The sequence below is a fragment of the Bradyrhizobium sp. WCU1 genome (assembly GCF_053474805.1).
Map to the genome: position 1 here is coordinate 1,465,441 of NZ_CM130280.1, position 22,407 is coordinate 1,487,847.

The 22,407-nt window shown below is 59.8% G+C and carries 25 protein-coding genes; 15 read left to right on the forward strand and 10 right to left on the reverse strand.

Annotation, left to right across the window (positions count from 1 at the left end):
* Window positions 1-152 precede the first annotated feature (152 nt).
* Window positions 153-542 (forward strand): PRC-barrel domain-containing protein, encoded by a 390-nt coding sequence (locus ACTUWL_RS06545; protein ID WP_021077509.1) that lies wholly within the window; start codon window positions 153-155, stop codon window positions 540-542.
* Window positions 543-562: 20 nt separating this feature from the next.
* On the opposite strand, the gene ACTUWL_RS06550 is transcribed toward ACTUWL_RS06545, so the two are convergent.
* Together ACTUWL_RS06550 and ACTUWL_RS06555 are read right to left on the reverse strand one after the other, a co-directional pair.
* Window positions 563-1,036, reverse strand: coding sequence for a phosphate-starvation-inducible PsiE family protein (locus ACTUWL_RS06550; protein ID WP_021077510.1), 474 nt, complete (start codon window positions 1,034-1,036; stop codon window positions 563-565).
* Between the two features lie 180 nt (window positions 1,037-1,216).
* Complete coding sequence (locus ACTUWL_RS06555) at window positions 1,217-1,738, reverse strand: hypothetical protein (protein ID WP_035650430.1); 522 nt, start codon at window positions 1,736-1,738, stop codon at window positions 1,217-1,219.
* An 84-nt stretch (window positions 1,739-1,822) separates the two neighbouring features.
* Here ACTUWL_RS06555 and ACTUWL_RS06560 point away from each other — a divergent pair, with 84 nt between their 5' ends.
* The 4 genes from ACTUWL_RS06560 (at window position 1,823) to ACTUWL_RS06575 (ending at window position 5,853) form a co-directional block, all read left to right on the forward strand.
* Complete coding sequence (locus ACTUWL_RS06560) at window positions 1,823-2,839, forward strand: quinone oxidoreductase family protein (RefSeq protein WP_021077511.1); 1,017 nt, start codon at window positions 1,823-1,825, stop codon at window positions 2,837-2,839.
* Between the two features lie 244 nt (window positions 2,840-3,083).
* The gene (locus ACTUWL_RS06565; protein WP_021077512.1) at window positions 3,084-3,695 is read left to right on the forward strand and encodes an HdeD family acid-resistance protein; all 612 of its coding nucleotides are present in this window, start codon (window positions 3,084-3,086) and stop codon (window positions 3,693-3,695) included.
* A gap of 335 nt (window positions 3,696-4,030) precedes the next feature.
* Window positions 4,031-5,239 carry an alcohol dehydrogenase catalytic domain-containing protein gene (locus ACTUWL_RS06570; protein WP_021077513.1) on the forward strand — a complete coding sequence of 403 codons (1,209 nt, stop codon included), beginning with the start codon at window positions 4,031-4,033 and terminating at the stop codon, window positions 5,237-5,239.
* Window positions 5,240-5,283: 44 nt separating this feature from the next.
* The gene (locus ACTUWL_RS06575) at window positions 5,284-5,853 is read left to right on the forward strand and encodes a type 1 glutamine amidotransferase domain-containing protein (protein ID WP_021077514.1); all 570 of its coding nucleotides are present in this window, start codon (window positions 5,284-5,286) and stop codon (window positions 5,851-5,853) included.
* Between the two features lie 237 nt (window positions 5,854-6,090).
* On the opposite strand, the gene ACTUWL_RS06580 is transcribed toward ACTUWL_RS06575, so the two are convergent.
* The gene (locus ACTUWL_RS06580) at window positions 6,091-6,798 is read right to left on the reverse strand and encodes a helix-turn-helix domain-containing protein (protein ID WP_021077515.1); all 708 of its coding nucleotides are present in this window, start codon (window positions 6,796-6,798) and stop codon (window positions 6,091-6,093) included.
* 308 nt (window positions 6,799-7,106) lie between these two features.
* Between ACTUWL_RS06580 and ACTUWL_RS06585 the strand changes: the two genes are divergently transcribed.
* From ACTUWL_RS06585 to ACTUWL_RS06630, 10 genes are all read left to right on the forward strand, one after another.
* Window positions 7,107-7,577: a PRC-barrel domain-containing protein gene (locus ACTUWL_RS06585; RefSeq protein ID WP_021077516.1), complete on the forward strand. Its 471-nt coding sequence runs from the start codon at window positions 7,107-7,109 to the stop codon at window positions 7,575-7,577.
* Window positions 7,578-7,643: 66 nt separating this feature from the next.
* Window positions 7,644-8,249, forward strand: a complete 606-nt coding sequence (locus ACTUWL_RS06590; protein ID WP_021077517.1) for a hypothetical protein — start codon at window positions 7,644-7,646, stop codon at window positions 8,247-8,249.
* A 235-nt stretch (window positions 8,250-8,484) separates the two neighbouring features.
* On the forward strand, window positions 8,485-9,138 hold the full coding sequence (locus tag ACTUWL_RS06595; RefSeq protein ID WP_021077518.1) for a BON domain-containing protein: 654 nt from the start codon (window positions 8,485-8,487) through the stop codon (window positions 9,136-9,138).
* A gap of 74 nt (window positions 9,139-9,212) precedes the next feature.
* Complete coding sequence (locus ACTUWL_RS06600; RefSeq protein ID WP_106940325.1) at window positions 9,213-9,653, forward strand: Hsp20/alpha crystallin family protein; 441 nt, start codon at window positions 9,213-9,215, stop codon at window positions 9,651-9,653.
* Between the two features lie 138 nt (window positions 9,654-9,791).
* Window positions 9,792-11,705: a molecular chaperone DnaK gene (gene dnaK / locus ACTUWL_RS06605; RefSeq protein ID WP_021077520.1), complete on the forward strand. Its 1,914-nt coding sequence runs from the start codon at window positions 9,792-9,794 to the stop codon at window positions 11,703-11,705.
* A 42-nt stretch (window positions 11,706-11,747) separates the two neighbouring features.
* Window positions 11,748-12,290 carry a nucleotide exchange factor GrpE gene (locus ACTUWL_RS06610; protein WP_021077521.1) on the forward strand — a complete coding sequence of 181 codons (543 nt, stop codon included), beginning with the start codon at window positions 11,748-11,750 and terminating at the stop codon, window positions 12,288-12,290.
* A 45-nt stretch (window positions 12,291-12,335) separates the two neighbouring features.
* A complete protein-coding gene (locus ACTUWL_RS06615; protein WP_021077522.1) occupies window positions 12,336-13,247 on the forward strand; it encodes a DnaJ C-terminal domain-containing protein in 912 nt (303 codons plus the stop codon).
* Window positions 13,248-13,249: 2 nt separating this feature from the next.
* Complete coding sequence (locus tag ACTUWL_RS06620) at window positions 13,250-13,528, forward strand: chaperone modulator CbpM (protein WP_021077523.1); 279 nt, start codon at window positions 13,250-13,252, stop codon at window positions 13,526-13,528.
* Between the two features lie 73 nt (window positions 13,529-13,601).
* The gene (locus tag ACTUWL_RS06625) at window positions 13,602-14,333 is read left to right on the forward strand and encodes a DUF6894 family protein (protein WP_021077524.1); all 732 of its coding nucleotides are present in this window, start codon (window positions 13,602-13,604) and stop codon (window positions 14,331-14,333) included.
* Window positions 14,334-14,848: 515 nt separating this feature from the next.
* Window positions 14,849-15,946 (forward strand): alkene reductase, encoded by a 1,098-nt coding sequence (locus tag ACTUWL_RS06630; RefSeq protein ID WP_448213435.1) that lies wholly within the window; start codon window positions 14,849-14,851, stop codon window positions 15,944-15,946.
* A gap of 370 nt (window positions 15,947-16,316) precedes the next feature.
* On the opposite strand, the gene ACTUWL_RS06635 is transcribed toward ACTUWL_RS06630, so the two are convergent.
* From ACTUWL_RS06635 to ACTUWL_RS06665, 7 genes are all read right to left on the reverse strand, one after another.
* Window positions 16,317-16,487 (reverse strand): hypothetical protein, encoded by a 171-nt coding sequence (locus ACTUWL_RS06635; protein WP_158267771.1) that lies wholly within the window; start codon window positions 16,485-16,487, stop codon window positions 16,317-16,319.
* A gap of 26 nt (window positions 16,488-16,513) precedes the next feature.
* A complete protein-coding gene (gene trxC / locus ACTUWL_RS06640; RefSeq protein WP_035650436.1) occupies window positions 16,514-16,975 on the reverse strand; it encodes a thioredoxin TrxC in 462 nt (153 codons plus the stop codon).
* A 17-nt stretch (window positions 16,976-16,992) separates the two neighbouring features.
* Window positions 16,993-17,844, reverse strand: coding sequence for an aldo/keto reductase (locus ACTUWL_RS06645; protein ID WP_021077527.1), 852 nt, complete (start codon window positions 17,842-17,844; stop codon window positions 16,993-16,995).
* A 148-nt stretch (window positions 17,845-17,992) separates the two neighbouring features.
* Complete coding sequence (locus tag ACTUWL_RS06650; RefSeq protein WP_021077528.1) at window positions 17,993-18,526, reverse strand: DUF1931 family protein; 534 nt, start codon at window positions 18,524-18,526, stop codon at window positions 17,993-17,995.
* 36 nt (window positions 18,527-18,562) lie between these two features.
* Window positions 18,563-20,314 (reverse strand): FAD-dependent oxidoreductase, encoded by a 1,752-nt coding sequence (locus tag ACTUWL_RS06655; RefSeq protein ID WP_021077529.1) that lies wholly within the window; start codon window positions 20,312-20,314, stop codon window positions 18,563-18,565.
* 12 nt (window positions 20,315-20,326) lie between these two features.
* Window positions 20,327-21,901 (reverse strand): aldehyde dehydrogenase family protein, encoded by a 1,575-nt coding sequence (locus ACTUWL_RS06660; protein ID WP_021077530.1) that lies wholly within the window; start codon window positions 21,899-21,901, stop codon window positions 20,327-20,329.
* A 168-nt stretch (window positions 21,902-22,069) separates the two neighbouring features.
* The gene (locus ACTUWL_RS06665) at window positions 22,070-22,378 is read right to left on the reverse strand and encodes a UBP-type zinc finger domain-containing protein (RefSeq protein ID WP_106940322.1); all 309 of its coding nucleotides are present in this window, start codon (window positions 22,376-22,378) and stop codon (window positions 22,070-22,072) included.
* Window positions 22,379-22,407: the final 29 nt, after the last annotated feature.

Below are 22,407 nucleotides of genomic sequence, written 5' to 3' on the forward strand. Positions count from 1 at the left end.
GCTGCTGACGTTAGCGAGATCGGATGTCGAGGCCCCAAAATGGCGGCGATGCCGGATCGGGCGAGAACATTTGTAGGAAAGCCTCCTCGATATCCGCTAAGGGTTTCTCGGCAACGAGCGTCTCCGCTCTTTCCGACCAGGAGCCGATATTCATGAACCGTATTCGTCCCTTTCTCGCCGCGATCGCCCTTGTTCTGGCAACCCTTGTTCAAGGACTTGGCCGAGCCGCAGGTCAGGAAATCGCCCTGACGCCCATGGAGTCGAAGGAGGTCGCCAAAGGCTATCGGGCTGAGGCCCTCAAGCTAAAGCCTGTGATCAGCGACAAGGGCGAGATGATCGGAAGGATTAGCGACTTCATATTTGGTAAGGATGGCAACATCTACGCCGTCCTCGCGGTCAGCGATCTCGTTGGCTCCGGTGGTCATCTCGTCGCAATACCCTTCCATGGTCTCAAGCTCGACGATCAACGTGGAGAGATTGTGCTTCCAGGCGCCAGCCAGGCAGCTCTCGGAAAACTGCCCGTCTATCTCAGCAGTCCATAGCGCCAACGTTGCTCCTTCCTTCAGGCTGCTTCTTCCTGTCGGCAATCGCTGTCGCGTACCAGCCAATACACCACACCGAGCGCGAGGATAACGGTCGCAAATGCCAGCGTGTGTAAGGCATATGTTTCGTTCAGATCCAGAATGATGACCTTTCGGCAGATGGCAAGCAGCGCGATCACGATCACGGACCGGATCTGCACCACTGCCTCTCGACGTTCAGCCACCACCAGCAAGGACTTCTTGAACTCCAACGCAATGATCACGGTAAAGATCATGCCGAAAACGGCCTGGAATACCCTGAAATCAGACGGATCCAGACTGCCGGCCAACACCAACCCAAACAATATCTTCAGGCTCAGTGTCCAAACCGCCGCGACCACAACGATCGCGATCAGGGACGTCAGGAAGAGCACTACAGCGTGCTCAAACCATTGATAAAGTGACACCAACCTGAATTGGCTCTTCGTCTCGTGGAGTTCATCCCTAATCGACATGATCGCCCTCGCTCTCTTCCCTTCGCTGGCCTGACGCGCGTTGTCGGGCCGAGCTGTCAATCGGGATCGAACGGGACCATATGGCGGGAAGATATTGTTTCGCCTTGACTGCTGTCAGCAGATGTTCGGCGTCCATGGCACGCCGCGCTCATCATTTTTCCGCGCTTCAATTGAGAATCGTCAATGCACGGCCCCTTGGCTTTTGCGATGATCCAAGTGCGAGGTTTCGCACCGTCGCAGCCCGTCCCGGGTTTCCTCCCTCGACTTGGACCGCCAGCACACAGCTGCGCGGTCCTTTCTTTCTCCGCACGCATGAAAGATCAGCCGGCGCGGGGCGCAGCCCCCCTCGCGCCGCATGGACAGCAAAGCGACCATGATCGTCGGCCCGAAGAACAGGCCGAGCAGCCCGAGAGTTGCACGGATGGCGTCCACGAAAGTGATCGACAGACTTTCTCCTTGCATCCACAACGAAGGCACCGATCGCGACACGAGCCGCGGCCCGCACCCAGCTGCGCTTGAGACTTTGGCCCAGCTTGGCTTGACAACCATCATGGCATCTGGCGGCCGCTCCACGGTACTGGACTGCCAGATCAGGACAACGAACTCGGCTAGCTCGAGACCGCCGGCGTGCTGATCGAGGAATGCCGCAAGCTGGACGCCAATCTGCTGATAATGGGTACTTAAGGCCGTTACGACATGCATGAATTGCTACCCGGCAGTACGACGAGCCGCTTGCTTGGTCGCTCGCCCCAGCCCGCTGGTCGTTGCCCGTCAAGGAGCCAACCCATGCTTGACCGACCCCGCCGTGCCGCCCTTGCCGGAATTCACTCAGGTCGCATTCCTCGCACGATGTATGCAGCAGCCATGGATCGCTTTGGCGAACCCGCCGTACTCATCGGGCACGCGCTGCCGGTTCCGACGATTGATCCTGGCGAGGTTTTGATTGCGCTCGATACATCAGGAGTCGGACCATGGGATATCGACGTGCGTCGCGGACGCTTTGCCGGCCGCAAGCCACACTTCCCGATGGTTCCGGGCGTCGATGGCGCCGGTATTGTCGTGGCTGTCGGCTCTCGCGTGCGCCGACTGAAAGTTGGCGACGAGGTCTATTCGTACAGCTGGCAGAACCCGAAAGGCGGCTTCTACGCCGAGTACGTGGCAGTACCCGCCAACAATGGGGCGCCGATCCCGAAACGGCTGGACCTTCAGCACGCAGGAGCTATTGCGACAACAGGTCTGACGGCTCTGCAAGGTATCGACGATGCCCTGACTTTAAGGGCGGGTGAGACAATCATCATTCATGGCGCCTCGGGCGGCGTCGGCACGCTGGCCGTTCAATTTGCCAAGCTGCGTGGCGCTCGCGTATTTGCTACGGCTTCCGGAATAGAGGGCGTCGAACTGGTGCGAGAGATGGGTGCTGACGCGGTCGTCGACGGCAAGCGGGTGGTCGACATCGACAATCGCGCGCGCGCCTTTGCGCCCAAGGGAGTTGATACCGTGCTCGCTCTCGCCGGCGGCGACGCGCTCGGGCAATGCCTCGATGCACTTCGGCCAAACGGAAAGGTGGCTCACCCAAACGGCATCGAGCCAGCGCCAAGGAAGCGACGCGGTATCACATTGACTCGATATGACGCCGTTGCCGGGGTCCGCGAATTCGAGCACCTCAATGACGCAGTGCAGGCGGCGAAGCTCAAGGTCCCGATCGCAGAGCGTTATTCGCTGGCCGACGCCCACAAGGCGCACTTACGTCTCGAGGCAGGCAAGGTCCTTGGAAAAATCGTGCTGACAGTTCACGGCGCATGATTGAGATCCTTCCCGACCAAGGGGTGGCCTGGATCCACATGGGCACAGCGGCGTCTGCTTCACGCGCTGCGGCGTCACCTTGGCTGGTTCGGGCGCTGCGGGAACGCCGCACGGACCGAACGTAAAGCCTCGCCATTCGAATGGTCTCACAGCCAGCAAAGCTTGATAGCTGTCAAGGCACGTGCTCGCGGCAGATCGCTACTATGACCCGACCTGGAAACCGGCGGTTATCTTGGAGCTCGACATGGCTACCACGACCTTCAACAGCAATGCTGACTTTAACATCGACTCTGCCTCCGCGATGCTTGCCAAGAATTGGTGGCTGTTCCTGTTGCGAGGCATCTTCGGAATTGTCTTCGGGTTGCTCGCTTTGCTCTTCCCTGGTCCCACCATGCTCTCGCTGGTGTTATTGTTCTCGGCCTACATGTTGGTCGACGGCATAGCAGGAATCATATCCGCTGTTCGTGCGATGCGACGGAAGGATCAATGGGGACTGTTGATACTTGAAGGCCTTCTCAATATCGCCCTCGGCGTTGCCGCCTTTATCTGGCCCGGCCTGACGGTGTTTGCCTTTGTCTTCATGGTCGCCGCCTGGGCGATCGTCTCGGGCGCGCTGATGATGAGTGCTGGCTTTCGCCTCAAGCTTGATCACGGCCGCTGGTGGATGGTTTTCGGCGGGCTGTTGTCCGTGGTTTATGGCGCGCTGCTGGTCGCTATGCCGCTGATCGGGGCTGTGGTGCTTACGTGGTGGATGGGAGCTTACGCGATGGCCTTTGGCATTGCGCTGGTCGTTCTGTCCTTTAAGTTGCGCGCCCGCCAGGAGGAGCAGACTGGCTCGCTCGCCGAGGCGGCGTGAGCATCCCTTCGAAGCATCTCAAGGCGCACTTGGTGCACCTTCCGAATGAAAGAAGTAAAGAGGCATTGGAGCTTCCTTTTCCATTCAACAGTCAACGAGCCGAACGATGTCTTCATCGCGCTGCGGACTGGGCGGCAACCCGAAGCAGTCCTTCCAGTTCGCTTTCGCAATTATTGACGAACGTCAGGGCGCGCAAAAAAAACTTCCGTATGCTGTCTGCAACCAACGCTCCCCGAGATCGCACGAACGACCCGCAGCGATTTGTTGCTCGCTAGGAGCGCGCAAAACCGACAGGCATGCTGCAAAACTTCCGTTCAACGCAAAGGACTCAAACCATGGCCGGCAATCGCGTTCTGACATTTCAAGGTCCCATGAAGCTCGAAGTCAAAACCATTGACTATCCGAAGCTCGAGGATCCGCACGGCAGAAAGATCGAACACGGCGTGATCATCAAGCTGGTGTCGACCAACATCTGCGGCAGCGACCAGCACATCTATCACGGTCGCTTTGAGGCTCCGAAAGGCATGGTCATGGGTCATGAAAATACCGGTGAGGTCGTCGAGGTCGGCCGCGACGTGGAACTCATCAAGAAGGGAGACCTGGTATCAGTTCCCTTCAACGTCTCCTGCGGCCGCTGCCGCAATTGCAAGGAGCGGCATACCGATGTTTGTGAAAATTCTTACGTCAACGACATCGTCGACTGTGGCGCTTATGGGTTCAATCTCGGCGGTTGGCAAGGCGGACAGGCCGATTACATGCTGGTCCCCTATGCCGACTGGAATTTGCTGAAATTCCCCGACAGAGACCAAGCGATGGCGAAGATCCTGGATCTCACTTTGCTCTCCGACATCCTGCCGACCGGATATCATGGCTGCATCGAGGCCGGCGTTAGGACCGGCTCGACCGTCTACATCGCAGGCGCCGGGCCGGTCGGCCGTTGTGCCGCTGCCAGCGCCCGTCTTCTCGGAGCGTCGTGCATCATCGTAGCGGACAGGTTGCGGGAGCGGTTGAACCTCGTGAAGGAATGCGGATACGAGACCGTCGATACGACCAGCGCGACGCCGGTGCCCGATCAGATCGAGGCGATCCTTGGAGAGCGTGAAGTTGATGCGGGCGTCGACTGCGTCGGCCTGGAAGCTCACGGTTACGGCGAGGAAGACCGGGAGGAGCACTCGGAAGCGATCATCAATGTTTTGTTCGACATCGTCCGCGCCGGCGGCGCGATGGGTATCCCGGGCATTTATACCAATTTGGATCCCGCCGCGCCGAAGACCGCCATGGCAAAAAAAGGTGAACTTCCGCTCGCCTTCAGCAAGGCCTGGATCAAGTCACCGAAACTCACCGCCGGCCAAGCGCCTGTTATGCACTACAATCGCGATCTCATGATGGCGATCCTGTGGGACCGCATGCCGTATCTGCGCAAAGTGGCAAACACCGAGATTATCTCGTTGGAAGACGCTCCCGCGGCCTACAAGACCTTCAGCGACGGCTCGCCCAAGAAGTTCGTTATCGATCCGCACAATATGTTGAAAAAGGCTGCCTGAACGCGCGCCGAGCGCTACGCCTGTGAGCGATAGGAGTTTGAATCATGGCAAGTGAGACACTCGACGGCCTGAAGGTTGCGATTCTGATCGAGGATGGATTCGAGCAAGTCGAAATGGTGGAGCCGCGCAAGGCGCTCGACCAAGCCGGCGCCAAAACCAGCATCGTGTCGCCGAAAGACCAGCAAGTCCGTGGCTGGAAGTTCACGGAGTGGGGCGACGCGTTCCCGGTGGACGTTCCCCTCAATCAGGCCAAAGCAGAAGACTTCGACGCGCTGTTGCTGCCGGGTGGCGTCATCAATCCCGACGCGCTTCGCATCGAGCCTGCGGCGGTTGCCTTCGCAAAAGCCTTCTTCGATGCCGGCAAACCGGTCGCCTCGATCTGCCACGGGCCATGGACCATCATCGAGACCGGCGCAGCACGGGGACGTCGTATGACGTCGTGGCCTTCACTCAGGACCGACCTGAAAAATGCCGGCGCGGATTGGGTGGATCAGGAAGCGGTTGTGGACAGAGGCCTGGTCACGAGCCGCAAGCCCGATGATATCCCGACAGCATTCAACAAAGAGATGATCAAGCTCTTCGCCGAAGCGCGAGGACGCCGTTCTGCTGCGTGACGCCATACGGAGCAAGCTGATTGGCCTCGTGCGCCTGCGTTTTGGTTCCTTCGGACGCGCGGTCGCGGCGATCGGCCAAGGACGCTGTATCTTGGCGATTCCTAAGGCATCCACCGCCGCAGCGCGGGCGGTGGCACGCGCATTAAACTCGCCGCAAAGCAAGTCGCAAGGATTCAACCTGCATCAATCGGGCTGTGGCTGCGCGTTAGAAAAGTCCACGTCCCAGATGGAGCACATTCAGGCAGCGATCGTATCAGAACCAGCGTTCGGATACTTTCTACCAGTTTGGTGCTCCAGTGCGTCGCGATCCACAATTCGGACCGTTCGAATCCCAATCAGGGCAATGATACCGCGCTGCTGCAGGTCTGAGAACGCGCGGCATACAGTCTCGACGGACACGGCGAGGTACTCGGCAAGATCATACCGCGTAATCGGAAGCCGTATGTTTCCCCGCTGATCTCCGTAGCGCCTTTCAAGCAACAGCAGGAACGCACTCACCTTGTCCGCCGTCGTAACACCCCCGAGGACGACAAGTTGCTGTCGGGTCCGTTCCAACGATTGAAAGGTGATGTCTCTCAGCTCTCTTGCGAACTGGCGATCGCGCTCGCCGAAGCTCTCGAGCCGCGCTCCCGAATAGCCCGCGAGCACGGTCTCTCCCGTAATGGCCTCGATCGGCTCTTCTCTCTGGCTCTTCCCGACAAAGAAGAAATCATGCACCAGCATCAAGTCCAGGATCTGCCGGCGTCCGTCGGTGCGGATGGTCGACCGCCGTACGGCGCCGGCAATCACGTAGTACCAATGTCCCGCGCTACCCTTGTCTTCCGGAACCTGCTGGTCACGGTTTAGCTTGATAATTGCAACCGGTCCATCGAGCCCCTTCAACGCGTGCGACTGTGCGGCGAGAATCCTTCGATAATAGTCCGCTGGGTGGATTATCGGCTTCATTTCTCTGTCCTTCCTTCTTCAGTCGCTTACTTCAAGCACTCTCGGCGGGAGGAACGATCCGTTCGCAGACAATCAACTATCAGCAGTACATCCATGTAAATCTGGGAAATTTTCATACGTATAAACACGTAACGGCGCTTGAGCCACATCCAGACGCGGGCTGCCGCGAATGCGCGGTCATGACGGTTGGACAGTCAAGGCGTTCACCCGCACTGCCGGATTAAGCGACCCGCGAATTGACAATGGTCAGCGCACTCCTGGTTCGAAGAGGGTACTCGCTAAGCTACCAGCAGTCATAGGAGCGAGACATGGAAGCAACCATCCCCCGTCCCCTTTCGAAACTCATCAGCAGCGCAGCCACTCCGTGCTGGCAGAACGCAGCGACGCGGAGGAGATATTCCGGCTTAGCGGCACTTGCCGGAATAGTGGCTGTCCTCAGCATCAGCCCCGCACTTCCGCAGGCTGGCGTGGCTCTCGTCAAGGTCGACTTAAGTGTCGTCGCGCAGGGCTATCGCATGAGCAAGCTGATCGGCAGCACCGTCATCAACGACAAGAATGAGAAGATCGGAAGCCTGGACGATTTGATTGCCGCCAAAGATAAGAAACAACTCAACTTCGCGATTCTACAGGTCGGCGGCTTCCTCGGCGCAGGCGGCCATCTGGTCGCAGTCCCGGTTGAAAGCCTCGTCATCGACGATACCGGCAGCAAGGTCACTCTCCCCGGCGCATCCAAAGAAGAGCTGAAGAAGCTGTCGGAATTCCACTACCGATCCTCTTGACAGTCGCATCATATGGCGGTGTCAAGATCAACCGACACGATCCTGGACCACAGGCGCACTCGCGAAGTGACCGGTGTCTTTCATTCGCGACGTACGCTCGATGACGCGGCCCAGGATCTTCTGCTGTCGGGATTCGATCGCTCCGACATCGACCTCAGCGCATCTCCCGACGAAGTGCAGCGACGGATGAATTACGCTGTGGTTCCTCCAGCCGATCTCGCCGACATGGCGACCACGCCGAGACAGCCCTGCTTTGGCGACGACGATTTGGCTAGCGCCGAAGCCGTCGCCAGCGGCGTTCTCGGCTGCATTGCAGCGGTTGGCTGCGCTCTTTTCCTGATGATCAAAGGCTATGAGACTATGGCAGTCGCCATGTGGTCGATCCTGATCGGGATCTTCACAGGAGCCATCGTCATCGTGCCCATACACCGACTACTGCGCCGCGAGCGCGCCAAAGGCTTGGAGCCGGCGGCAGAATGGGATGGTCTCTTGATCTGGGTTCGGGTTCGCGCACCTGAGAAGGAAGCTCAGGCCCAGGAGATTCTGATGCGGCATGGCGGGCAGGCCGTGCACGTTCATGAAATCGACCTCGAAAAGCGGCCGGAAGATCTGCCGCTGCACTCACTTCGTCCCGATCCCTGGCTGGGTGACGAACGCCTCGGGCGACCGTAACGAGGCCGCGACACATGCCACGCTGCGTCATTTCTCCCAGCTTTTCTCACTTCGCCCACGGAGATCATCTTCGGCGACCTTCGTCCAGTTCGCTTTCACAGGATCTCAAGCGAGAAAGTCGAGACGGAAGTTGACGGTCGTCATGGCTTGCTTGCTCTCGTCACGCGCAAGTTGTTCCGACCGGCGATGACGGAGCAGCGCCGAGAATACCACTCGCAAATGCCAGGAGCCAATCATGAAGTCAGACAGTGAGATCGAACGTGACGTCCGTGACGAACTGACATGGAACCCTGACCTCGATGCCAGTGACATAGCCGTTTCGGTCAAGGACGGCGTTGTCACGCTTGCAGGTTTCACACACAGCTACGCCGATCGGCTAGAGGCAGAATTCGCGGCGAAGCGCGTAGCGGGCGTTCGCGCCATAGCCAATGACATCGAGGTTCGGCTGCCATCGATCGATCAGCGCCCGGATCCCGATATCGCACGCGACGCCGTCTCCGCGCTCAAGTCGGAGCTTCCGATCTCTCACGACAAGATAAAGGCCACGGTCAGAGACGGCTGGATCACACTCGAAGGTTCCGCCGAATGGCAATATCAAAAGACCGCAGCTGAGAATGCGGTCCGCAAGGTCAAAGGCGTCAAGGGCGTCATCAACGTGATCATGGTCAAGCCGAAAGTCGAGCCTTCCGAGCTCAAGCAGAAGATTCAGGACGCGTTCAAGCGCAACGCGGAAGTCGACGCCAATCGGATTCAGGTCGAGGCCAACGGCAGCGAAGTGATCCTTAAAGGAACGGTGCGCTCCTGGATCGAACGCGAGGAAGCTGAGCGCGTCGCCTGGTCGGCGCCCGGCGTGAGCAAGGTCGACGATCGCATCGTCGTGAGCCCCTAGAACCGAGTTGCATCGCAAGCTGAAAGGAGAACCAAATGAGGTTACGATCACTCGTCCCGTCTCGTGATGCAGGAATGCTGATGCGGCCCGACTTCGGCCTGTTCGGCCTGCACCGGGAAATCGACCGGCTGTTCAGCGAGTTTTCGCAGGGCTTGAGCCCAAACGGACAGCAGCTCGTGCCGAACATCGAAATCGCGGAAACGGACAAAGCGATCGAAGTCACCGTTGAAATGCCGGGGCTCGAGCGCAAGGACGTCGACATTTCCCTCGAGGATGACACGCTTACTATTCGAGGCGAAAAGAAGGTGGAGCAGGGCACAGGCGACGGCAAGAACGACAAGAATGTCCAGCACAGCGAACGCAGCTACGGCGTGTTCCTTCGCGTGCTGCAGCTGCCGCCCGGCATCGATCCTTCCTTCGTCCAGGCGACGATGACCAACGGCGTCCTGAAGATCACGATTCCGAAGCCCGCAAAGCCGGAGCCGAAGAAAATCGAAGTCAAGGAAGCTGCTTGACCGTTCACGCGGCAAGACGCCCGAGTCTCCTAACAGCCCAGCTCGGCGCGTCTCGCCGCTCGCCGCCAAGAGCGCGAGACGCCACAATTTTTTGGACGGCCGCAGCTGTCCCAGGATTCAAACCCGAAGGAACTGATCATGGCAAAAGCAATCGGTATCGATCTCGGAACCACAAACTCCTGCGTGGCTGTCACGGAAGGTAGCAAAGCCAGGGTCATTGAGAATGCCGAGGGCGGACGCACCACGCCGTCCATGGTTGCCTTCACGGAGGATGGCGAAGTCCTGGTCGGGCAGCCGGCCAAGCGGCAAAGTATCACCAACCCCGAGAACACGATCTATGCCATCAAGCGACTGATCGGCCGACGTTACGACGACCCGATCACAGCAAAAGACAAGACCATGGTGCCCTATCACATCGTGCCGGGCGACAACGGCGACGCCTGGGTCGACGTCCGGGGCAAGAAGTACAGTCCGAGCCAGATCAGCGCTTTCATCCTCACCAAGATGAAGGAAACCGCCGAAGCCACGCTTGGCAGCGCCGTCACACAGGCCGTCATCACCGTGCCCGCCTATTTTAACGACGCGCAGCGCCAGGCAACCAAGGATGCCGGCCGGATCGCCGGGCTGGAAGTCCTGCGCATCATCAATGAGCCGACTGCGGCCGCTCTAGCCTACGGCCTCGACAAGAGAGGCAGCGGCAAGATCGTGGTCTATGACCTCGGTGGCGGCACGTTCGATGTCTCGATCCTGGAGGTCGGCGACGGTGTGTTCGAGGTCAAGGCAACCAACGGCGACACCTTTCTCGGTGGAGAGGATTTCGACAAGCGGATCATCGACTATCTGGCGGACGAGTTTCGCAAGGAAAGCGGAATCGACCTTCGCAAAGATCGTCTCGCCCTGCAACGGCTCAAAGATGCCGCAGAGAAGGCCAAGATCGAACTCTCCAGCGCCACCCAGACCGACGTCAATCTGCCCTTCATCACTGCAGATCAGGCTGGACCGAAACATCTCAATATCAAGCTGTCGCGCGCCAAGCTCGAAGCGCTGGTCGACGATCTGATCCAGCGCACCATCGATCCCTGCAAGGCAGCGTTGAAGGACGCCGGCCTGCAGCCATCTGACATCAACGAAGTCGTACTGGTCGGCGGCCAGACCCGCATGCCAAAGGTTCAGGAGACCGTGCAGAAGCTGTTCGGGCGCGAACCTCACAAGGGCGTCAATCCGGATGAAGTGGTCGCGGTCGGTGCCGCGATCCAGGCCGGCGTGCTCCAAGGCGACGTCAAGGACGTCCTGCTGCTCGACGTGACACCCCTGTCATTGGGCATCGAGACGCTTGGCGGCGTCATGACGAAGCTGATCGATCGCAACACCACCATTCCGACCAGGAAGAGCCAGGTGTTCTCGACAGCGGAGGACAATCAAACCGCCGTCACGATCCGGGTCTTCCAGGGCGAACGTGAGTTGGCGGCTGACAACAAGCTGCTTGGTCAGTTCGATCTGGTCGGAATCCCACCGGCACCGCGGGGCGTGCCGCAGATCGAGGTGACCTTCGATATTGATGCCAACGGTATCGTCAACGTATCGGCCAAGGACAAGGCGAGTGGCAAGGAGCAGAGTATCCGGATCCAGGCGTCCGGCGGCCTGACCGAAGCGGACATCCAGAGGATGGTCAAGGAGGCCGAAGCCCATGCGGACGAGGACAAGCGGCGCAAGGAGCTCATCGAAACCCGCAATCAGGCCGACGCGGTGATCTACAGCACCGAGAAGGCGCTCAAGGACTCCGAGGGAAAGATCCCTTCCGACGTCAAGAGGGAGATTGAGCAGGCGATCGCCGAGGCAAGGCAACGGCTGAGCGCCGAGGACGTGACAGCGATTCAGCAGGCAACTCAGCGGTTGCAGCAGTCGGCATCAAAGATCGGCGAAGCCTTGAACCGCGCAGCGTCCCAAGGCGGGGCTCCCGGCGGCGGACAGGCAGGATCGCCTGATAGCAGCGAAGATGTCGTCGACGCGGAATTCGAAGAGGTCGATCCCGGCAGCCGGAAGGCTTCCTGAAGTCTTTCCAATCCGGGACAAACGCCACAAATGGAGCACCACATGCCCACCAAGACCGTGGATGATGTGCTCGGCGAGGTTCTCGCGGGCGAGCACAGGGAAAGCGACCAGGCGCAGGAGACCAGCGCCGAGCGCGACCGCCTGATGCGTGCGCTTGCGGACGCCGAGAACACGAGGCGCATGGCCGAGCGTCGGGTCCAGGACGCCCGACAATATGCGATCGCCGACTTTGCCCGCGAGCTGCTGCAGGTGGCGGATAATCTGCGACGAGCCATCGACGCTAGCTCGCCGGACCAGGGAGTCAAGAACGACGACGGCCTGCTGGCCGGAGTTGTCGCCACCGATCGGATCCTGACACAGATATTGAAACGCTTTGGTGTCGAGGAAATCGACGCTCTAAATCGGCCATTCGACCCAATGAAGCACGAAGCCGTGATGGAAACCGATCGGTCCGATCAGCCTCCCGGGAACGTCGTGGACCTTTTAGAGAATGGCTACATGCTTCACGACCGGCTCTTGCGGCCGGCCCGGGTCGTTGTAGCCAGACCGCCTAAGCCACAATCGCCGCCACCCCCGCAACAATGAAGCGCCGGCCGATCGGTCCGGCCGACGCGTAAACAGGAGCTGGTGTTGGCTACAGACCCATATGCAACGCTAGGCGTCAAGAGAGACGCGGCACAGGCCGACATTCAAAAGGCCTACCGGCGGCTTGCGAAGAAGCTGCACCCTGATCTCAATCCCGGCAACAAGGCGGCAGAAGAGAAATTCAAGCACCTATCTGCCGCCTACATGCTTTTGAGCGATCCGGAAAAGCGCGCCCGTTTCGACCGCGGTGAGATCGATGCATCGGGTACCGAGCAGCAGCCCCGGCAATACTACCGCGATTTCGCTGATCGGGAAGGCTGGTCGGGCTACACGAGTGGGGCCGGCTTTGCCGATTTCAATGACTTCGCCGGCAGCGAGGATATTCTCTCCGAGATCTTTGGGCGCGCCGGGCGCACCACCCGGCGCGGACGCGGGGTTGACGCCCGATATCACCTGGAGCTCAACTTTCTCGATGCCGTGAACGGCGGCAAGCAATCCATTGTGCTGCCGGACGAAACTACGCTCGAGGTCAACATTCCTCCCGGCACGCGCGACGGCCAGATTCTGCGCCTGAAAGCCAAGGGTCGTCGGGGAGCCGGAGACAATCCGCCAGGCGACGCCCTGATCGAGATCAAGGTCCTGCCGCACCCCTACTTCGTCCGCAAAGGCGACGACATTCATCTGGACCTGCCGATCTCACTGAAAGAGGGCGTGCTGGGCGCGAAACTCAAGGTACCGACCGTGAGCGGCGCTGTCGCGGTCTCTGTACCTAAGTGGTCGAGTTCGGGCCGGGTTCTGCGGATCAAGGGACGCGGCGTGCCGCGCGTCGATGGCGGCAGAGGGGACCAGTACGTCACGCTGAAACTGGTGCTGCCGAAAAAGCCAGACCCGGAACTCGAACGCTTTGTGAGTGAGTGGCAGCCTTCGGATAGCCCGAGACAGTCGATGCGAGTGTGACAATGCAGCTCCAGGAATTTGCCGATCGATCTCATCTCGATCCCTCCACGATTGAAGCCTGGGTGAATGCGGAATGGCTGGTGGCGCATCCACCAGGACATCAGTTTTCCGATCAGGATCTCGCACGAGCCCACCTCATCCAGGATCTCAAGCGCGACCTGGGGATCAACGATGAAGGTATCGCGCTGGCCCTGTATCTGCTGGATGAGCTATACGGGCTGCGTTGCCTGCTCCGAGACATCCAGGCGATGCGGACGACAGCTTCCGAACGCACACATTGATGCGCTTGCGATTGATCGGCTATCATGAGCTTGCGCGTTCGGGCTTCGCCAATCTCCTTGAAGGCCACGGATCATGCAGTCACTTCTCTCAACACTTAACGATGCAGCGATGCACTGGGATGCCTGGCCAAAAATGCTTCGCAGGCTGATGGATGAGGCGGGCGTGGCGGGTGCGGCGCTGATTGTCACGAACAAGACGACGGGTACGGTCGACGAAGCTGTCTTTTGCGGTCTCAGTGCCGAATTCAAATCCCGCTACGTCGAGCACTACGCCACGCTCGATCCATACTCGCCACTCCTGGATGCACGCTGGATCATGCTCTCCAAATGTCTTCCACAGCCCGTTTTGCGGAAAAGCGAGTGGTACAATGAGTTTGTGCTGAGCTGCGGTGTTCGGGACATCCTCGGAACGCGGCTCGCGGACACGGCAGGTCATTCCGTCATTCTTGGCGTTCATCAACGGATCGGACGCCATTTTTCTCAAGATGTCGAGCCACTGATCGCTACGATCACGGGACCCCTCAGGTATGCGGCGCGCTGCCATCTCGATCGCCGGAACGGAGGACAGCAAATTGGCGATCCGCAAACGACCCCCGCAGAAGGTGGTCGCTTCTTTTTTCATATTGAGAACGGCGTGAACTACCCGGACGAATGCGGTAGCATTCTCCTCTCGCCCCACGACGCCGCGGAACGCGGACTGACCATTGCTCGAGAACTGGCGCGGGATGGCGACTGGTCCGGCTTTTCTGTCGTTGTCACCGATGAATGGGGACGAACGATCGCGCGTGTACCGATTCAATCTTGACGACGCGTCGCTCAGTCGAACCCGGCAAATCGCCCGGCTGACCGCGCTGCCGCCCCTGCACGGTCATATCTCGCGCTCGTGACGCCTTTCCGGCACTGATGCCAGCCATTCTCTCCACATCGTGTTGGCGCCGGCAAACCATCCTGCAATCTCAAGCCGGCCAATACGGGACTCGATCTGCTCGTCAGCCAACCGTATTGCCACCAGATCGCCCTGCAGGAACGCTGAAGGCTTCCGTCGCCTGCGCAACCCACACCTCTCTTCTGCAGCGGCAAGAGCATTGACGACTGTCAGCGCGATGCACCGATCCGCCGTTATATTAGGGTGTAGAGATCCAAATATCTTCGGCCCGCTCTCTTACCGAAAGCTCGAAGCATTTAACTCCTTCGACTCGAGGCAACATGGTTACAGCCACCACGCAAGTCCGTGCGCTCAACGGGGTTTCGAATGGGAAAGCGAACCCCCTGTTCCAAGGATGTCGGCTCGGGCCGTTCAGCCTGTCCCATCGAGTCGTCATGGCGCCATTGACCCGTTCTAGAGCACGACAGCCGGGTAATGTGCCGTCTCAGCTCGCGGCGTGTTATTACGCGCAGCGTGCGTCTGCCGCCCTGATCATAAGCGAGGCTACCCAGATCTCGATGCAGGGCCAGAGTTATGCCTGGACGCCAGGTATCCATAGCCGCGAACAAGTCGAAGCCTGGCGGCAGGTTACGAAGGCTGTGCACGAGGCTGATGGGCTGATCTTCAACCAACTTTGGCACGTCGGTCGTATCTCACATCCGGCCCTGCAGCCCGACAACATGCTACCCGTAGCGCCCTCGGCGATCACGCCCGCGGGCAAGGCCTTCATCGAAAACGAGCGCGGCGAGGCAGAACTGGTTCCATTCGTGCGTCCGCGCGCGCTGACTTTTGAGGAGATGCCATACCTTATCAGGCAGTATGAGCGCGCGGCGCGGAATGCGGAGGCCGCCGGGTTCGACGGCATCGAGATTCATGCGGCCAACGGCTACCTGCTCGATCAGTTCATCGAGAGCAGCACGAACCGACGCAGTGACGCCTATGGCGGCACAGTTCAGAATCGAGTGCGGCTTCTGCTTGAAATCACGGAAGCCCTGATTCCCATTCTCGGGGCGGACAGGATAGGCGTCCGGCTCTCACCTCTCGGCAAGATGAACGACATCAGCGACGATGCCCCGGAATCGACGTTCGGTTACCTCGCCGAGCAGCTCTCCGGCTACGGTTTGGCCTATCTGCACATCGTCAACCCGGCGCTCGAGCAGATGCAGAACGGCGAGAAGCCGGAACCGTATGCGCTCAGCATGGCCCGATTGATCCGGAACAAGTATCAGGGAACGCTCATCGTGGCCGGAGGCTTCAACGCCGATAGCGCCACGCAATGGTTGCGCGATGGCCAGGCCGACTTAATCGCCTTCGGCCGCAAGTTCATTGCCAACCCCGATCTGCCCGAACGGCTGCGCGTTGGTGCACCATTGAACGTGGACAATCCCAAGACATACTATGGTGGCGGCGAGAACGGTTACACGGACTACCCTTCACTGGAACAGGACCGCGGCGAAAAGGCGAAGGCCTGCGTCGACCAGCGTTGGCGATGATGCAACAGAGGAGGAGCCGGTCTGCGTGAGAAGATCAATCGTCCTTACGTCGCACAGTCAACTCCCTGCCATCGAGCCCTCTTTGCTAGCGAGCCGTGTCAGCCGTGGCTGCTAGTGTGGCGTGCGGAAGAACTTAGAGTTCAAACAGAGCGCGAGCACTATCATGGGCAGAAGTTTCAGGTCGTATCCTTGTCCGGAATGCGCGAGGATGATTTGGCTGGTTCGCAAGCGAGCCGCCGATGCCGGGCGCCCAGGCGTTACTTGCAATGATCCGATGCAGCGACGGGATCTTTGGAATCTCCTCAATAGCGAATTGCAGCCGCCACGTGAGTTCCATTGGACATCGGCCGAAACGGAGAGATCACAATAATCACCTGCCGTTCATTCGAACCCTCAGGTTCGCCTCGATGCGCCAGTGCCGCGACCGTCGCGCCAATAGGTTTTGCGCAACACCTTTTGCCTGAAAGGTCGTCGCGAGCATTGAAAAGGCGGGCACCTGCTGCTCGGCCGCGGCATGCCCAATCACCAGGAGCTTCTCCACTGGTGCAAAGCACCCTGCTCTTCAACTCATGAGGCTGCGGTCGCGGTTGACGGCGCATGTCGGCGCAACCAGTCGCGCAAAGCCTCGACACCGACGGCGCCGGCCCGCTGAGCGACGATGTTGCCTTTGTGGAACAGCATCAGGGTCGGAATGCTTCGAATGTCGTAGCGGGCCGCCAGCTCCGCTTCCGCCTCGGTGTCAACCTTCAGAAAGCGAAGCTCGGGTTCGAACTCGCCGGCGGCGCGTTCGAAGGCCGGCGCCATCGCTTTGCAAGGCCCGCACCATGCCGCCCAAAAATCGACCACAACCGGAATATCGTTGCATTGGATGTTAGCGGCGAAGCTGCGGGCTGAAACCGGCATCGGATGTCCCGTAAACAGGTGCTGCCGACAGTGTCCGCATTTCGCTTGGCGCGCGTCCCTCCGGTCCGGAATGCGGTTAGTTCTTGTGCAATGCGGGCAAACGATGTGGCGGGCGTCTTTGCTCATTCTCGATCTCTCCCCAATTAGAGCGACGCCAGAGGTTGCTTGCGGGCCGGAGCCGGAAAGGCATCATCGAGTTCCGCCAGATCCCGAGGCGTCAGGCGAACGTCGAGCGCTCCACGGTTCTCGCGCACATGCTCCGGCTTGCCTGATTGGGGTATCGCACACACGCCATCCTGGCGCAGCACCCAGGCCAGCGCCACTTGAGCCGGCGTCGCGCCGAGACGCGCCGCAATCGTCTTGAGCGTGACGTGATGCAACACACGACCCTGCTCGATCGGCGAATAGGCCATGATCGGCAGGCCACTGCGCAGGCACGCGGGCATGAGATCAAACTCGATGCCGCGGCGCGCGAGGTTGTAGAGCACCTGATCGGTCGCAACGTTTGCACCGTGAGGCAAGTCGACGAGCCCCTGCAGGTCGCCGACGTCAAAATTACTGACGCCCCAATATCGGATCTTACCCGCGCCCACCAGGGTGTCGAAGGCATCGACGGTCTCTTCCAGCGGAACCGACCCCGGCCAATGCAGCAGATAGAGGTCGATCTTGTCCACGCCAAGCCGAGCCAGACTTCGGTTGCAGGCCGCCATCGTGCCGTGCCGGGTGGCATTCTGAGGCAGCACCTTGCTCACCAGAAAAATCTCGTCACGCCGTCCCTTGATCGCCTCGCCGACGACACGCTCGGCGCCACCGTCGGCGTACATTTCGGCGGTATCGATCAGGCTCATGCCGAGATCGATGCCGAGACGCAGCGCGTTCACCTCCCCCGTTCGATTCAGCGGATTCTCGGCCATGTGCCAAGTCCCTTGGCCGAGCCGCGGAATTTGCTCGCCTGAAGGAAGCACGACTGTCCGGGTGGTCTCCGTCAGAGCCATGGGGGCACTCCCTGGTGTTTCACATTCTCGCGCATGTAGACGTGGCGGATTTCGCAAACATCGGACATCGCCCTATCGAGATCGATAAGGGAGATCACCGGCAGATGAATCCGACATCGACGTGCGAACCTCAGCCGGGTGCGACCGACTACAGCAGCAACTCGAAGATCCGTGAGGCGAGGTCCCACTGCTTGGTCTGCGGGTTTTTCAAATCCGGCTCGATGATCTTCAATGCTCGTGCGACCGCTACGCCAAGTCCTCCGGCAAGGTCCGGCAGCATTGCTTCGGTCTCGTCGCTGTAGCTGAATTGCAGCGGCGGCCGATGAGCGAGACGGTCGAGAATCGGCGCCAGCTCTATCGTCTCATTCAACCTTCTGAATTGCTCGATGCATTCCTGGAGCCCAGCGGTGATCGGGAGATTCCAGGGCTCGATCAGGACGTCGCCGCCAGCTTTGGCGTCGGCCTCGGCGCGCAGTAAAAACCGATAAATCCTGTGGTCGACGAACTCCTCGTAACGCTTGAGGTCAGCCTTGTCCAGGTTGAGACCAGCCGCCTCGCGAAATAGTCGCTGGAACTGTCGTATGCCCTCTGGGCGCGGCGGCGGCATTTTTTCTGGCGGAAGTTGAGCGATCATCGGGTATGTTTGCCATTGTTCGCCGCCAGTCGCATTGACAGGCGTCATATACGCTGAGCTCTTTCGTCCTCGACCGCCATTTTATCATGCTGCGGCGGCCTGCACCGGCTCTCCGCTCCGGCTGGTCCGCGCCGTCTCGAGAAACGCGTGAATCTGCTGCACAACGGTGGCTCCCTCGCCGATCGCCGCGCCAACGCGCTTGACGGATCCGAAACGAACATCACCCACTGCAAATACACCTGCTATGTTCGACTCGAGCGATGCGGGCGGGCTCGCGCCGTCGGCCGAAAGAAGGTCGTCAGGGGGTACGTTCGTGCCGGTTCGCACAAACCCCTTGCTGTCGCGGCTAACGTTGCAATCGCTCAACCACTCTGTTGCGGGCTCCGCACCGATGAACATGAAGACGTTGCGGATCGTTTTCTCAACTTCGCCGCCGGTCTTGTCGCGCCAGCGGGCCCGTTCGAGTTGGCCCTGCTCATTGCTCGACAATCCGACGATTTCCGTGCAGGTCAGCAACTCTATATTGGCTGTCGCTGCGATCCTGTCGATCAGATATTGCGACATGGTCTCGGAGAGGCTCGATCCTCGCACAAGCATCCATACCTTCTTGGCATAGCGGCTCAGAAACACAGCCGCTTGCCCTGCAGAATTGCCTCCGCCGACCAGCGCCACTTCCTCGTTCCGGCATAGCCGAGCCTCGACCGGGGAAGCCCAATACCAAACTCCACGCCCCTCGAAACTCTCCAGATTCGGTATGTTTGGCCTGCGATAGCGCGCGCCGCTCGCGATCACCACGCTCAGCGCGGTGACGCTCCGACCGTCGGAGAGCTCGATCGCGAATGGGTAGTGCTCACAACGAAGGTTCGCGACCGTCTCGGGGATGATCATCTCCACGCCGAACTTCTGCGCCTGCACATAGGCACGCCCGGCCAACGCCTGGCCTGAAATTCCGGTCGGAAATCCCAGATAGTTCTCGATGCAGCTGCTGGCACCGGCCTGCCCCCCAAACGCGCGGGCATCGAACACGCCGACTGACAAACCTTCGGATGCCGCATAAACGGCAGCCGCAAGTCCTCCTGGACCTGCACCGACAATCGCTACGTCGTATCGGCGCCCGTCGAGATCCGGAGGCACCATCCCCAAGGCCCGAGCCAAGTCAGCTTCGCTCGGATTTTTCAGGATTGCCCCGTTCGGACAGACCACCAGCGGCAATTCACCCGACTTGCAAGGATAGTGCGTCAAAAACATTTGCGCATCCGGATCCTTTGCGGGGTCGAGAACCTGATGCGGATAAGCGTTGCGCGCTAAAAATTCCAGCAGACGCACCATTCCGGGATGGCCATCGTGCCCGATGAGACAAGGTCCTCCGGCGCCCGCCTCGATGAGGAACACCCGTCGTAAAACAAGGGCACGCATAATGCGCTCGCCGAGTTGCACGTCGGCGATCAGCAAAGCGCGAAGTCTGGCTGGCAAAAAGAGCAGCGATTCAACGGGCTCGGTTGCGCGCGCATCGACCAGGGCGGGTCCGCCGGAGAGTTGCGCGACTTCGGCGACGAATTCGCCTGCACCCAGTTCAACGATTTTCTCCGTCCGGCCGGGTCGATCGCGAGCTTCGATGGATACCCGACCGGCAACGATGACGAACATGCCCGGCGGAATCTCGCCCGTCCGGAAAAGATATTGGTTGACGGCGTAGTGTTTGACCTCGCCGAATCGGCGCATGCGGTCGATCTCGTCGGGCGCGAACTTGGGAAACATGTGCTCGCGGCGGGACTCAAGCATGCCGTTGCTGTTCGTCTGTAGACCAGCGGCAACCGTGTTGGATACGTCGTCCATCCCATACGCCTTTCAGGACCACGGCCCTTGCACGGCCGAAGCGCTCCAGGGAAAGCCTCGTGGCGCGTGCTGCGCAGTCAGCCACTGGTCCGTCGTGAACGCCTCGATCGCCCAAGAGCCATTGAATCGGCCAATGCCGGAATTCTTCTCGCCGCCAAACGGACAGGTCGGCAAGTCGATGACGGGTTGGTCATTGACATGAGCCATACCAACCTGCATTTGCTGGGCAAAATGCACGCCCCGGTGCAAGTCGCGCGTGAACACGGCGCCGCTTAGTCCAAAACTTGTTTCATTGGCCACGGCCAAGGCTTCTTCGGCATTGCTGACCCGGAGGACCGGTGCCAGCGGGCCGAATATTTCTTCAGCTGCAAGTTCCATCTGGTTGGTGACGTTCACGAAGACATGCGGCGGCAACACGAAACCGTCCGGCCCGCCTCCGAGCACCTGTTTGCAGCCGTCGTCGCGCGCGCGGCGAATGCGTGCCATCAGCTTCTGAAGCTGCGAGTTGTTGATGATCGGACCAATCATGGTATCGCCATCGCGGGGATCGCCTGCTTTCAACTTCGCCACCCGCTGCGTAAAGCGATCGACGAACGTGTGATAGACGCGCTCCTCGACAATGATGCGGTTTATAGCGATGCAGATCTGGCCCTGGTGCAGAAACTTGCCGAACACTGCGGCCTCAACGGCCTGATCCAGATCGGCGTCCGCGAGCACAACGAAGGGAGCATTGCCACCGAGTTCCAGATCGACGCGCTTGATGATCGACGCCTTCGCCGCAAGTGCCGCGATCCCGCGGCCGACTGGCGTTGAGCCGGTGAACGAAATGACTCGTGGAACGGGATGGCTGACGAAAGTGTCGCCGATTTCGCTGCCGGCGCCGACGATGACGCTGAGGAGCCCCGCCGGCAGACCTGCCTCCTCGAAGATTTTCGCCAACAACAATCCGCCTGTTACAGGTGTATCGCTCGAGGGTTTCACCACAACGGCGTTTCCTACCGCAAGTGCAGGTGCGATGGTACGATTGCTCAGGTGGAGCGGCCAGTTCCAAGGACTGATCGCCCCGACAACTCCGACCGGCTTGCGCCGCACCTGATTTTCCTTACCCGTGATGTCGGACGGAATGTAGCGGCTTTCGACAGCATGGGGCACCGAGGTCGTCCACAGCATGACCGTATGAGTCACTTCCCACTCCAGGTTCGCCTTCAGCCGTGTGCTGCCGGATTCCTTGATCAGCCAATCGACGATTTCGCCACGGCGCGCTTCCATCACGTCTGCCGCGCGGCGAAATACCTGCGCCCGCGCCGCTGGTGCTGAGACGGCCCACTCCACCTGAGCCTTGGCACCCGCTGCAAACGCCGCATCAAGATCGTGACGATCGGCCTGCTTGATTTCGAGGAGGACATCGCCGGTAAAAGGGTTCGTGTCGACCAGCCTGTGCTCTGCCTGGCCATGGCGCCAACTCCCGGCGATCGGCAGCAACTCGAACTGATCATAAGGTTGCGGATCTCTGGTTCGAACTTTGGCGCCATCCGGCACTAAGGTCTCATGTCGGTCGGAACTGCGGGTGGCACTGCGCGCGACCATGTCCATCTTCCTTGGCAGGTTGGCTTTCACGGCCGACGATGACCCGTCGAGCGGCTCTCCACCTTGACAGCCGTCAACCCAAACGCCGGAAAGCATCTTGCATCGACTGCTTGTTTACGGCTGGGCCACGCCTTCAGAGTCGCCGGCCGTGCAGCGCGCTGTAGTGCGTCAATAAAACCTGGGGATCGGACCTAGTTGAGGCGTGGGTCGATCCGACAAGTCAAACAACAATTCGTCGACATAACACCAGCCCCAGCCTTCGGGCGGATCATAGGCTTCGATGATGGGGTGACCGGTTGCATGAAAATGCTTCGTGGCGTGTCGATTGGGTGACTGATCACAGCAACCGACATGACCGCAAGTTCGGCAGACGCGCAGGTGCAGCCATGGATCGCCCAGTTGCAGGCATTCTTCACACCCAAGAGAATGGGGAATAACATCGTGAATTCCTCCCAAGTGCCTGCAATGTTGTGCCATGTCATCCTGCTCGATATCTGGTTGCTACT